The 12,045-nt window shown below is 56.7% G+C and carries 14 protein-coding genes; 9 read left to right on the plus strand and 5 right to left on the minus strand.

What is annotated here, in order from left to right:
- Positions 1-16: 16 nt before the first annotated feature.
- The 8 genes from purC (at position 17) to KP707_RS07025 (ending at position 5,455) form a co-directional block, all read left to right on the plus strand.
- The gene (gene purC / locus KP707_RS06990; RefSeq protein WP_046901644.1) at positions 17-778 is read left to right on the plus strand and encodes a phosphoribosylaminoimidazolesuccinocarboxamide synthase; all 762 of its coding nucleotides are present in this window, start codon (positions 17-19) and stop codon (positions 776-778) included.
- Positions 778-1,020 (plus strand): phosphoribosylformylglycinamidine synthase subunit PurS, encoded by a 243-nt coding sequence (purS, locus tag KP707_RS06995; RefSeq protein ID WP_046901643.1) that lies wholly within the window; start codon positions 778-780, stop codon positions 1,018-1,020. The genes purC and purS overlap by 1 nt, the downstream gene beginning before the upstream one ends.
- A complete protein-coding gene (locus KP707_RS07000) occupies positions 1,017-1,406 on the plus strand; it encodes a Rap1a/Tai family immunity protein (protein ID WP_211502596.1) in 390 nt (129 codons plus the stop codon). The genes purS and KP707_RS07000 overlap by 4 nt, the downstream gene beginning before the upstream one ends.
- Complete coding sequence (gene purQ, locus KP707_RS07005) at positions 1,403-2,104, plus strand: phosphoribosylformylglycinamidine synthase subunit PurQ (RefSeq protein ID WP_211502597.1); 702 nt, start codon at positions 1,403-1,405, stop codon at positions 2,102-2,104. The genes KP707_RS07000 and purQ overlap by 4 nt, the downstream gene beginning before the upstream one ends.
- Positions 2,101-4,305 (plus strand): phosphoribosylformylglycinamidine synthase subunit PurL, encoded by a 2,205-nt coding sequence (gene purL, locus KP707_RS07010; RefSeq protein WP_211502598.1) that lies wholly within the window; start codon positions 2,101-2,103, stop codon positions 4,303-4,305. Before purQ ends, purL begins: the two co-directional genes overlap by 4 nt.
- A gap of 3 nt (positions 4,306-4,308) precedes the next feature.
- The gene (locus tag KP707_RS07015; protein ID WP_046901639.1) at positions 4,309-4,539 is read left to right on the plus strand and encodes a BolA family protein; all 231 of its coding nucleotides are present in this window, start codon (positions 4,309-4,311) and stop codon (positions 4,537-4,539) included.
- An 88-nt stretch (positions 4,540-4,627) separates the two neighbouring features.
- Positions 4,628-4,963, plus strand: a complete 336-nt coding sequence (gene grxD / locus KP707_RS07020) for a Grx4 family monothiol glutaredoxin (protein WP_046901638.1) — start codon at positions 4,628-4,630, stop codon at positions 4,961-4,963.
- A gap of 192 nt (positions 4,964-5,155) precedes the next feature.
- Positions 5,156-5,455, plus strand: coding sequence for a hypothetical protein (locus KP707_RS07025; RefSeq protein ID WP_046901637.1), 300 nt, complete (start codon positions 5,156-5,158; stop codon positions 5,453-5,455).
- A gap of 2 nt (positions 5,456-5,457) precedes the next feature.
- Here the strand turns inward: KP707_RS07025 and KP707_RS07030 are convergent, their stop codons facing one another.
- The 3 genes from KP707_RS07030 to KP707_RS07040 are packed head-to-tail and all read right to left on the minus strand — an operon-like array spanning position 5,458 to position 8,283.
- Complete coding sequence (locus KP707_RS07030; protein WP_211499060.1) at positions 5,458-5,829, minus strand: YraN family protein; 372 nt, start codon at positions 5,827-5,829, stop codon at positions 5,458-5,460.
- Positions 5,826-6,824, minus strand: coding sequence for a porphobilinogen synthase (hemB, locus tag KP707_RS07035; protein ID WP_064272956.1), 999 nt, complete (start codon positions 6,822-6,824; stop codon positions 5,826-5,828). Before hemB ends, KP707_RS07030 begins: the two co-directional genes overlap by 4 nt.
- A gap of 25 nt (positions 6,825-6,849) precedes the next feature.
- The gene (locus KP707_RS07040; RefSeq protein WP_202207529.1) at positions 6,850-8,283 is read right to left on the minus strand and encodes an APC family permease; all 1,434 of its coding nucleotides are present in this window, start codon (positions 8,281-8,283) and stop codon (positions 6,850-6,852) included.
- Positions 8,284-8,375: 92 nt separating this feature from the next.
- Here KP707_RS07040 and glyA point away from each other — a divergent pair, with 92 nt between their 5' ends.
- A complete protein-coding gene (glyA, locus tag KP707_RS07045; RefSeq protein WP_099212626.1) occupies positions 8,376-9,680 on the plus strand; it encodes a serine hydroxymethyltransferase in 1,305 nt (434 codons plus the stop codon).
- Here the strand turns inward: glyA and KP707_RS07050 are convergent.
- Positions 9,677-10,726, minus strand: coding sequence for a succinylglutamate desuccinylase/aspartoacylase family protein (locus KP707_RS07050; protein WP_211502599.1), 1,050 nt, complete (start codon positions 10,724-10,726; stop codon positions 9,677-9,679). The genes glyA and KP707_RS07050 overlap by 4 nt on opposite strands.
- Complete coding sequence (argE, locus tag KP707_RS07055) at positions 10,723-11,898, minus strand: acetylornithine deacetylase (RefSeq protein ID WP_211502600.1); 1,176 nt, start codon at positions 11,896-11,898, stop codon at positions 10,723-10,725. Before argE ends, KP707_RS07050 begins: the two co-directional genes overlap by 4 nt.
- Positions 11,899-12,045 lie beyond the last annotated feature (147 nt).

Raw genomic sequence — 12,045 nt, forward strand, 5'->3', positions numbered from 1 at the left:
GCAGTAAGGATTGCTCATGGCCCGCCGCCGCCAGCTCTATGAAGGCAAAGCCAAGGTTCTTTTCGAAGGGCCCGAGCCCGGAACGCTCGTGCAGTATTTCAAGGATGACGCTACCGCCGGAAACGGCGCCAAAAGTGGCGTGATCACAGGGAAGGGTGTTCTGAACAACCGCATCAGCGAATACCTGATGATGAAGTTGCACGACATCAACATCCCAACGCACTTCATTCGCCGTCTCAACATGCGTGAGCAGCTGATCCGCGAAGTCGAGATCATTCCACTCGAAGTGGTGGTCCGCAATGTTGCGGCGGGCTCGATCGCCAAGCGCCTTGGCATCCCTGAAGGGACCCGTCTGCCGCGCACGATCATCGAATATTACTACAAAAACGATACTCTCGGGGACCCGATGGTCTCTGAAGAGCATATTGCCGCGTTCGACTGGGCCTCACCACAGGACCTGGACGACATGAATACGCTGGCTCTCAGGACCAATGATTTCCTGATGGGCATCTTCATGGGCGTTGGCATCACCCTCATTGATTTCAAGCTGGAATTCGGCCGTCTCTGGGAAGGCGAGGAGATGCGGATTATCGTTGCTGACGAGATCTCTCCTGATAACTGCCGCCTGTGGGACAGCAAGACCAGCGAGAAAATGGACAAGGACCGGTTCCGCAGGGACATGGGCCGCGTCGAAGAAGCTTATCAGGAAGTTGCACGGCGTCTCGGGATCCTGCCCGAAGCCAGTAATGGAGACCTCAAGGGTCCGGAGGCAGTATAATGAAAATCCGCGTTTTCGTTTCTCTGAAAGATGGTGTTCTTGACCCGCAGGGCAAAGCCGTCGGCCACGCTCTTGAGTCTCTCGGTTTCAAAGGTGTTGGTGAAGTCCGCGTTAACCGCGTGATCGAACTGGACGTTGCCGCGCAGGACAATGCTGCAGCTCTTGCGGAGGGTGAGGCTATGGCCCGCGCTCTTCTGGCTAACGAGGTCATTGAAGACTTCAGCGTCGAGGTGGCGGCATGAAGCTCTTCTCCGCTGCTCTTCTGGCTGCCGGTCTCCTGACCGTAGCTGCGGCTCCTGCTCATGCACAGCGCGTTTCCAAGGTCTCCGGAAAAGCTCTCGGCAACATGTGCTCAGCCAGCAAGTCCACCGCTCTCTGTGACGCATATCTCGCAGGCGTCATGGACAGCGAAGTCTGGTCCAAGAAATACGACAGCTACGCCGATGACGCTGGCGCGCCTGTCGCGTTTTGTGTTCCGGTCAGCGAAACGACAACGCAGGTCCGCGGCAAGCTGATTTCCTGGCTGCACGCTCATAATGATGCGTTGACGCAGTCGGGCGGCAAGGCCGTTTACCGCGCCCTGCATGACGCTTACCCCTGCCATACGGCTCCGGAGGCTCAGAAATGAAGGCAGGTATCGTCGTATTTCCTGGCACGAACCGGGAGCGCGACATGGTGCAAGCCCTGAAGCTGGTTTCCGGCCAGACCCCGAAGATGATCTGGCACCGGGACACATCCCTTGGTGATCTGGATCTCGTGGTTCTGCCCGGGGGGTTCAGCTTCGGGGATTATCTGCGCAGTGGTGCCATGGCTGCTCATTCTCCGATCATGCGCGAAGTCAAAGCTTTCGCTGAGAAGGGTGGCCATGTTCTCGGTGTCTGTAACGGATTTCAGATCCTGACGGAAACGCATCTCCTGCCAGGCGCACTGCTTCGCAACGCTGGCCTGCGCTTTCTGTCGCAGGACTGCCACCTGAAAGTTGAAAATGCCACGTCGGCATTCACGCAAGGATGGAAGAGCGGCGACATTTTCCGTGCACCGCTTGCGCATGGCGATGGCAACTACACGGCCTCACCTGAAACGCTTGAGCGTCTCGAAGGAGAGGGCCGGGTTGCATTCCGCTATTGTGCTGCTGATGGACAGGTCTCAGAGGGCAATCGCCACTCCAATCCCAACGGTAGCACGCGCTCGATCGCTGGTATCCTGAGTGAAAATGGCCGTGTGTGTGGCCTGATGCCACACCCTGAAAACCTGACTGACCCGGAAATCGGCGCGACTGATGGCGTGCCGCTCTTCAAAGGCCTGGTGGAGGCTCTCGTCGGATGAGTGTTACAATCGACGCCAAACTGGCCCAGTCTTTCGGCCTGACACCTGCGGAATATGACAAGCTCCTAAGCATCATGGGCCGCACGCCCAGCTTTACGGAGCTTGGTATTTTCTCAGTCATGTGGTCCGAGCACTGTTCATACAAATCCTCCCGCATCCATCTCAAAACGCTGCCAACCAAGGCTCCATGGGTCATTCATGGGCCGGGCGAAAACGCGGGTGTTGTTGATATCGGCGAAGGTCTGGCTGCCGTCTTCAAGATGGAAAGCCACAACCATCCGTCCTTCATCGAGCCTTATCAGGGCGCAGCGACAGGCGTGGGCGGTATCCTGCGTGACGTATTCACCATGGGAGCCCGTCCGGTCGCCAACCTGAATGCCCTGCGCTTCGGTGACCCCAAAAATCCGGGAACGCGCCGTATCGTCGATGGTGTTGTTCGCGGCGTAGGTGGATACGGCAACTGCGTCGGCGTTCCGACGGTCGGCGGGGAAGTCAACTTCCACAAGGCCTATGACGGCAATCCGCTCGTCAATGCGATGACGGTCGGTGTTGCCAAGCAGGACAAGATTTTCCTTTCTGCTGCTGCAGGCATTGGAAATCCGGTTGTTTATGTTGGCTCCAAAACCGGTCGTGACGGTATTCATGGTGCCACCATGTCTTCCGCCGAGTTCGACGATGAGGCCGCCTCCAAGCGTCCGACCGTGCAGGTGGGTGACCCGTTCATCGAGAAGCTGCTGATCGAGGCGTGCCTTGAACTGATGGCCACAGATGCGATTGTGGCCATTCAGGATATGGGTGCGGCTGGCCTGACGTCTTCTGCTGTTGAAATGGCAGGGAAGGGTGGCGTCGGTATCGAGCTTGACCTTGATTCCGTCCCGCAGCGCGAACCCGGCATGTCAGCCTATGAAATGATGCTGTCTGAAAGCCAGGAGCGTATGCTCATGGTTCTCAAGCCAGAGAGCACCGAGCAGGCCCGGGCCATCTTTGAAAAATGGGAACTGGATTTCGCGATCGTCGGGCAACTGACAGATAGTGGCCGCATCACAATCAAGCACAACGGACAGGTCGAAGCGGATATTCCGCTGGCACCGCTGGCCGATGAAGCCCCGATCTACAATCGCCCGACTGTTCCGCTGGAAGCCCCACGGCACATCCAGCCACCTGCCGACCCAGTAGGAATTGAACATGCTCTGCTGACATTGATCGGCTGCCCGGATCTGGCGTCCCGCGCATGGATCTGGAACCAGTACGATGCATCCGTCGGCGGCAATACGGCGCGTCGCCCAGGTGCGGCAGATGCTGCGATTGTGCGCGTGGAAGGAACGCGTCTGGGTCTCGCCCTGACGACGGACTGCACCCCGCGTTACTGTCAGGCTGACCCGAAAACCGGAGCAGCACAGGCTGTTGCCGAAGCATGGCGCAACATTACGGCAACAGGTGCGAAGCCTTTGGCCGTGACGGACAACCTGAATTTCGGCAATCCGGAACGCCCAGAAATCATGGCTCAGTTTGCTCAAGCCATCAAAGGCATGGGGGAGGCGTGCCGTGCGCTGGATTTCCCAGTCGTGAGTGGCAACGTCTCATTGTATAACGAGACACGTTCACCATCAGGTCTGGCCCAGGCTATTCTCCCGACACCGGCGATCGGCGCTCTGGGTGTTCTTGCAGATGCATCGCGGTCCATCGGACTGTCCATGCCTGCAGACCATGATCTGTTTCTGATCGGTGAAATCCGTGGTGAACTCGGTCAGTCCCTGTGGCTCCGTGAGATTTGCCATCGCGAGGACGGTGCTCCGCCTCATGTTGATCTTGTTGCAGAGCGCCGGAACGGTGACTTTGTGCGCGGACAGATTGAAGCCGGGTTGGTCGCAGCCTGCCACGATATTGCAGATGGCGGTCTTCTTGTGACACTGGCTGAGATGGTCATGGCTGGAGATGTTGGATGCGTGTTGAATGCACCCCCATCCAACATTCCACTGCATGCTTTCTGGTTCGGTGAAGATCAGGCGTGCTATGTTGTGGCGACCAAAAGCGCTCAGGCTCTTCTTGCCGCAGCCGAAAAAGCTCATGTCCCGGCCCGCAAGCTGGGTCATTCCGGCGGCAAGGAACTGAAGCTTGCGGATGGTATTGCACTAAAAGCCAGCAGACTGCGCGACATCAACGCAGCATTCTTCCCGAAATTCATGGGTGAGGACGCCTGACACATGCCGATGACAGCATCCGAAATCGAACGGACCATCCTCGCAGCCATTCCCGATGCCCAGATCACAATTCAGGATCTGGCCGGGGACGGGGATCACTACGCCTGCACCGTGGTCAGCACGGCATTCGAAGGGCTTTCTCGTGTACGCCAGCACAAACTGGTTTATGATGCATTCGGAACCCGCATGGGTACTGAGCTGCATGCGATGGCTCTCAAAACCCTGACCCCTTGAACTCAGGGGGAATCATTCCCTTCTGAAGTGACTGCTGACAGCCAGGGAGGGCATTGCCTCTCCCTGATGCCGACAAAAGGAAAAACCAATGTCTGAGACCGTGTTCCAGCATATCCAGAACCTGATCGACGCAAACCCGGTCATGCTGTTCATGAAGGGTGACAAACTCTTCCCGCAGTGCGGCTTCTCTGCACGTGTTGTGCAGATCCTGAACCACCTTGGCGTGCCGTTCGAGACCTGCAACATTCTTGAAAGCGCTGAGCTTCGTCAGGGCATCAAGGATTTCTCACAGTGGCCGACCGTGCCGCAACTCTACGTCAAAGGTGAGTTCGTTGGTGGCTGCGACATCGTGACGGACATGTACCAGAGCGGTGAACTTGAGACTCTGCTGACCGAAAAAGGAATTGCTACGGCGAATGCCTGATTTCGTTAATTCCGGCCGCTGAAACGGCCGGAATTCAACCTTTTTCAAGGCTTGCAGACGCCACAATTCAGCCATGATGTGTCCAAAAGTGGCAAGACCTTGATTTTTTCTAAAACTTTCCCCATCGGGGTTGTCGAACCCTCTGATTACGTCATACGGTAGTTCCATCAAAACAGGGATGGAAACACATCAATGGCGCGACAGTGGGCTGGCCGAATTGCTCTCGGCATTATGGGCGTTGGACTATGCATGGGAGCCGGAAAGGCTCATGCCCGTGCAGCCATCACTGATTACGAAGCCAGCAAGCTGACATTTGATGCGCTGACAGCAACCCCGGTTTACCACCGTCCGGTTGTTCACTTTGCTCGTCACTCCGCAAGCCACTCAATGGCATGGAGCGGACATCACGCTGTAATCCGTAACGTGGCTTACCGCCCGCATGCAGCTGCCGCAACAACAGCTCATCGTCACGTTCGCAGCCGTCGCACCTGATATTATGTGAGGCGTAGCGCATCCATGATGCGTCGCGCCTGCCCCTCACGATTGACAGCAATAACGTCAAAACGCGTGTTCGGGCGTGACCAGTCTGGCCTGGTCGCAAGGACATACTCGAAGGCTGTCATCAGCCGCTCAGCCTGACGAGGCTGAAGGGCTTCCACGCTATCCCTGAGTGTGGAACGGCTTTTTACCTCGACAGCAATAACCCAGTCTTCATCCGCAACCAGAAGATCGATTTCGCCATATGGCGTTCTGAGCCTTTGAGCCAGAATTTCCAGCCCTGCCTCCACCATATGGCGCCTTGCGATTTCTTCTGCGTTCAGGCCTCCGTAATAAGCCTGAACGCCTCGTGCGCGGCGATTAATCAGCGGTCTTCTTTCATAAGACGGGCTGCATCAATCGCAAAATACGTCAGAATTCCATTGCAGCCAGCCCGCTTGAAAGCAATCAGGCTCTCCATAATGGTCCGATCCCGCTCAAGCCAGCCATTCTGGATAGCTCCGGCGAGCATCGCGTATTCGCCGGATACCTGATAGGCGAAGGTCGGCACAGCGAAACGGTCACGGATACGGCGGATAATATCCAGATACGGCATTCCCGGCTTGACCATGATCATGTCCGCACCTTCACGAATATCCTGCTCGACTTCACGAAGAGCTTCATCCGAATTGGCCGGGTCCATTTGATAGGTTTTCTTATCGCCCGTCAGAAGGCCACCTGATCCCAGAGCATCACGGAATGGCCCGTAGAAGGCAGAAGCATACTTTGCGGTGTAAGCCATGATGCGGACAGTTTCGAAGCCGTTGGCATCAAGTGTTTCGCGGATCGCCTGCACACGACCATCCATCATGTCAGACGGCGCAATAATGTCGTTTCCAGCGCGGGCCTGATTGAGCGCCTGCTGACGCAGGATCTCGACAGACTCGTCATTGAGGATACGGCCGTCCTTAATAACACCGTCATGGCCATGATCCGTGTAGGGATCGAGTGCCACGTCACCAATGACGCCAAGCTCCGGAAAAGCTTCCTTGATGACGCGCGACGCGCGGCACATCAGATTGTCCGGGTTCAGGGCTTCAGTGCCGGTTGCATCACGCAGTTCGACGGGCGTGATCGGGAAGATGGCAACCGCCGGTATGCCAAGCTCAACAGCCGGACGGACATGCTCCACCAAATTGTCGAGGCTGACGCGCTCAACACCGGGCATAGAGGACACTTTCTGGCGCTGGTTTTCGCCTTCACAAACGAAAATCGGCCAGATCAGGTCATCGACGTGCAGTCGATTTTCCTGAACCAGCCGACGTGTAAAGGCATCGTGGCGATTACGCCGCGGGCGGAAGAGGGGGAATGATGCGTTCGTCATGCCCCCAATCATGCTCCTATATTTTCTATCTGGAAAGCAGGCTGTGACGTACTCCGTAACAGAAATAGATCGCCAGCCCGATCACGAGCCATACCACCAGCCGAACCCAGGTCAGCATATCCAGAGACACCATGACCGCACCGCAGGACAACACGCCCAGAACCGGAATAATCGGCCCACCTGGCACACGGAAAAGGCGTGGGGCCTGAGGCTCTTTTATTCTTAAGAGTGGAACGCCGACGCAGACAATGATGAACGCAAGCAGCGTTCCGATGGAGGTCATGTTGCCCAACTCACCAATCGGCAGCACTGCAGTCAGAACACTTGTCAGGGCAGCAAAGCAAAGGTGGGACGTCCAGGGTGTATGCGTGCGCGTGTTCAGCTTCGCGAAGACTTTCGGCAACAGCCCGTCATGCGACATGGCCAGAAATACACGCGCCTGACCTAGAAGAAGCCCAAACAGGACAGAAACGTATCCTACTGTAATCCCCAGTTTCACGAGACTGGCGAGCCAGGGGGCACCAGCAGCATCAATCGCTGTTGCAACCGGGCTTGGATCATTCGCCATGACCTTATAGTTCACAACGCCCGTCAGAACCGCCGAGAACACTGCATAAACAACGCCACAGATCAGCAGGCTTCCGATAATGCCGACCGGAATATCCCGGGCCGGGTTTTTGCTGTCCTGCGCGGTTGTGGAGACGATATCGAATCCCAGATAGGCAAAGAATGCCATCCCGGCGGCCCGCATCACGCCCGAGAAGCCGAAATGCCCAAAGGTGCCGTCATTCGGCGGAATATACGGATGATAGTTTGCCAGCTTGATATGCGGGATGCAGAACACCAGCACCAGAGCGATCACTGCCAACTTGATCACCACGATGACATTATTCACCGCAGCTGACTGGCTGACACCACGCATCAACAAAGCAGTCACGACCCAGATAGCCAGAACCGCCGGAAAATTGAACCAGGCACTGACAACTGACCCGTCCGCCAGTGTCACGGGTGTCATGGGTGTCGCCAGAAGCCGCGGATCAATCGTAATGCCCCAGCCTGAGAGCAGGGAGGATACATAGCCCGACCAGCTCGAGGCCACAGCGGCTGCACCTACTGTATATTCCAGCACAAGATCCCAGCCGATGATCCAGGCGATCAACTCGCCCATAGACGCATAGGCATAGGAATACGCTGACCCGCCTGACGGGATCATCCCAGCCAGTTCGCCGTAACAGAGGCCGGCAAATCCACAGGCGAGGGCGGCGATAAGATAGGACAGCGTGACGGCAGGGCCTGCGTTCTGGCCTGCGGCAACGCCTGTCAGGGAGAACAGGCCGGCACCGATGGTCACACCGACGCCGAGTGCAATGAGGTGCCAGGGGCCAAGAACACGTTTCAGGCCTGTATTGTCAGACGCAGCGGAAGACACAGGCTTGGTCCGCCAGAGCGGATTGGTCATGAAAGATCCTCGTTGGAAACACGGATTGTTTTTGCCGACGCGCGCATTCTGCGGTAGTGACGGGGCGAACTCACCCTGGAGAATGGACCACGATGTCGGAACACGCCAGCCAGTCCACGCTGAATCCTTTTTTCCACGCGCCTCTGAAAGAGGCTGATGCCGAAGTTGCCGCAATCCTGAATGACGAATTGACCCGTCAGCAGGATGGTATCGAGCTGATCGCGTCCGAGAACATGGCATCTTTTGCCGTGATGGAAGCGCAGGGCTCTGTTCTGACCAACAAGTACGCTGAAGGCCTTCCGGGCAAGCGCTACTATGGTGGCTGCGTTGACGTGGACCGCGTTGAAACTCTCGCCATCGAGCGCCTTAAGAAGCTGTTCGGCGCAGAATTTGCAAACGTGCAGCCGCATTCCGGCGCCAATGCCAATCAGGCAGCCTTCATGGCAATGGCAAAGCCGGGCGACACCATTCTGGGCCTGAGCCTCGCGGCTGGCGGACATCTGACCCACGGTGCAGCTCCGAACTATTCCGGCAAGTGGTTCAACGCTGTTCAGTATGGCGTGCGCGCGCAGGATGGCCTGATCGACTACGATCAGATGGAAGAGCTGGCCCGTGAGCATAAGCCGAAGATCATCGTTGCAGGCAGCTCCGCCTATCCGCGCGTGATCGACTTCCCGCGTTTCCGGAAGATTGCTGACGAAGTCGGCGCTTATCTGATGGTGGACATGGCGCATTTTGCCGGTCTGGTTGCCGCTGGCCTATATCCAAGCCCACTCCCGTATGCTGACATCGTAACGTCCACGACTCACAAGACACTACGTGGGCCGCGTGGTGGCATCATCCTGACGAACAGCGCTGAGCTCGCCAAGAAGATCAACTCTGCGGTCTTCCCAGGCCTTCAGGGTGGTCCGCTGATGCATGTCATCGCTGGCAAAGCCGTTGCCTTCGGTGAGGCCCTGAAGGACGACTTCCGCGACTACCAGAAGCGCGTTGTGGCCAATGCAAAGGCACTGGCTGACGAACTCCAGCTTCGTGGCTTCGACATCGTGACAGGTGGCACGGACAGCCATCTCGTTCTCGTAGATCTTCGCCCCAAGAAAGTGACGGGCAAGCTTGCAGAAGAAATTCTGGAACGCGCTGGCATCACAGCCAACAAGAACGCCATTCCGTTCGATCCTGAAAAGCCGTTCGTCACGTCTGGCATTCGTCTGGGCAGTCCGGCTGCAACGGCACGTGGTTTCGGCGAAGACGAGTTCCGCACCATTGCCCGCATGATGGACGAAGTTCTGACGGCAGCTCTGGAAGAGGGCGACGTCAATGACACGACCAACCGTGTCCATGAAGAAGTGAAGGCGCTCTGCCGTCGCTTCCCGATCTATGATCGCGCTTCTGCCTAAGAGTTAAGGTGGACTGCGGTGCGTCTGGCCAGACGCACCGCAAGCTGCCCCTGCTTGGGGCGAAGGTTTGGCACGATGAGCAGACAGTCATCGTATGGCGTGCAGATAGCGTCGTGGCCATCCCGGGCAATCACCGTTCCTGCTCTTGGAATACAGGTGTTTCCAACCCAAGGCTCAACAAAGCTAAACTCGGCACTTTTTGCCGTGACATTATCCGTCACCACCGCAAGCCTCACTGGCTGCGTTTTATCCTGAGCCACCCCTTGTAGATGCACATTCAGGGCTTCAGCCAGAAAACGACGGCTGACTTTCTCCATGACATCAACGGTCTGTGGTTGCCAATGTAGGCCGGCTTCCAGCAGACAGGATCGCCCGGTACCGCCCACGGCCATAAAGCGCGCATGTTCAATCAGGCGAGAACCGCCATGATGCCCAAGATCTGTCAGGACCAGCGTCGGTAATCCAGCTTCTGAGGCCAAGGCGCAGGCGAGATCACTGGACCGCCGCCTGGGCGGGACAATGAAAAGCGGATTGGACGGCCAGAGTGTCGAGTGAAGGTCCAGCAACAGATCCGCACGCTCGATGAACGGGCGAAGCTCACGTGCGCGCTCCAGTTCATTGGACTGCTCATCACTGTTCAGACGTGATGGATGCCAAAGTCGGTTGAGATCCTCATCCTTGTAGCGGGAAGCCATCGGAGCGGAGCGATCAAAGCGATCGAAAGCCTTCAGATTGGCAAGAATCAGAGTGACCCGCCCTATTGCAGGAACAGGCGCAGTGCGTCGCAGTCTCTCCAGGGCATGGCCACCAGCATATTCATTCCCATGCACCATGCCAGTAATCACGACATCCGGGCCATTTCGACCGGAGTCAAAAACCATGACACCGGGAACTTCAGATGCGGGACTACTCCAGGCCGAAAGATCTGGTGGATCAAGACAAACGGTCAGTGGAAAAGGCGGACGGCCGCTTCCGGGCAGGTCTTCAGTCAGGCGCGGCTGACGAAGCCGGATCGGATGGTGCCTCTGTCCTGCCTTACAACTCATGCCGCCCCGCTTACTCTCCGTGCAAAATCCCGAATGACTGTTTCACAGCGTTCAAGCTGTTCCTTCGCAATAAACTCGTCCGGACGATGAGCCTGCGCAATATCTCCCGGACCACAGACAATACTCTCCATGGCACCACGCTGGTAGATCCCAGCCTCGGTTCCATAAGACACTTTTCCCGTCGTGTTGCTGCCAGTGATCTGACACGTCAGTTCTGTGAGGAGATGGTCAGCGGCCAAGGCAAGGGGAGGCAGGTCCACCAACAGCAGGTAGCTGATGCCTCCACCGGGGTTATCTTCTCTCAGACTTTCATCCAGCGGAGAGAGGGCCTCACGTAACTTCTCAAACTCTACGGAGCCTTCATCGCCGGGAACATTCCGCCACTCAACATCGAATTCGGCCTGCTCAGGAATGATATTGAGGATACTGCCACCAGATGCGAGGCCAACCTGTATGGTTGTATAAGGCGGCACAAACCCGTCAACACGACGCCCCTCGATTGAAAGCCGGTCAGCTTCATCAGCACAAATGGCGATGGCTCGCCCCATGGCATGCAAGGCATTTTTTCCGCCTTGAGGCAGGGAGGAATGCCCCGGCTTTCCAACCAGCCGGACGCGAACAGCAAAACGCCCTTTGTGAGCGATCACCGGCGTCATCATGGTAGGCTCTCCCACCATGCAAAGGGCAGGAAGCAAGTGCGCCTGCTTTATGTCCTCAATCAGGTATCGTGCACCATCACAGGTAATTTCTTCGTCGCAGGTAAAAAGCAGATGGATGGGCTTAGGGAGATCCATGGTCTTGAAATCGGGCACTGCGGCCAGCATGCAGGCGACGTAGCCCTTCATGTCTGCTGCGCCACGCCCATAGAGGCGGCCGTTCTCTTCCCTAAGAACAAAAGGATCCGAGGACCAGTCCTGACCGTCAACCGGAACACAATCCACATGCCCGGCGAATGCCATTCCCCCAGCTTTTTCTGGACCGATAACGGCATGCAGGTTCCACTTCCCGTCATCTCCCCCTGGATACCGGGTAAAAGAGACATCATGGGCAGCCAGATAGCCTTCGATCCATTCGATAATCGAAAGATTTGAATGGCGGCTGGTCGTATCAAACGAAACCAATGCCGCAAGAATCGTCTCTACCCGGGGAGGAATGGTGCGTGGATCGGTCATGGATTGTAGTGTAAGCACGTTCCTGGCCAGTCGCCATAGAGCTTGTAACGGCTTTATGATGCGGATGCTCAAGGCAGGAAACATGTTGTAAAGAAGCAGGCGTGACGGCAGCTGATTTTAAACTGAAACCGATTTTTCTCCGTACGA

The sequence above is a fragment of the Gluconobacter sp. P5E10 genome (genome assembly GCF_018812145.1).
GTDB lineage: Bacteria > Pseudomonadota > Alphaproteobacteria > Acetobacterales > Acetobacteraceae > Gluconobacter > Gluconobacter cerinus.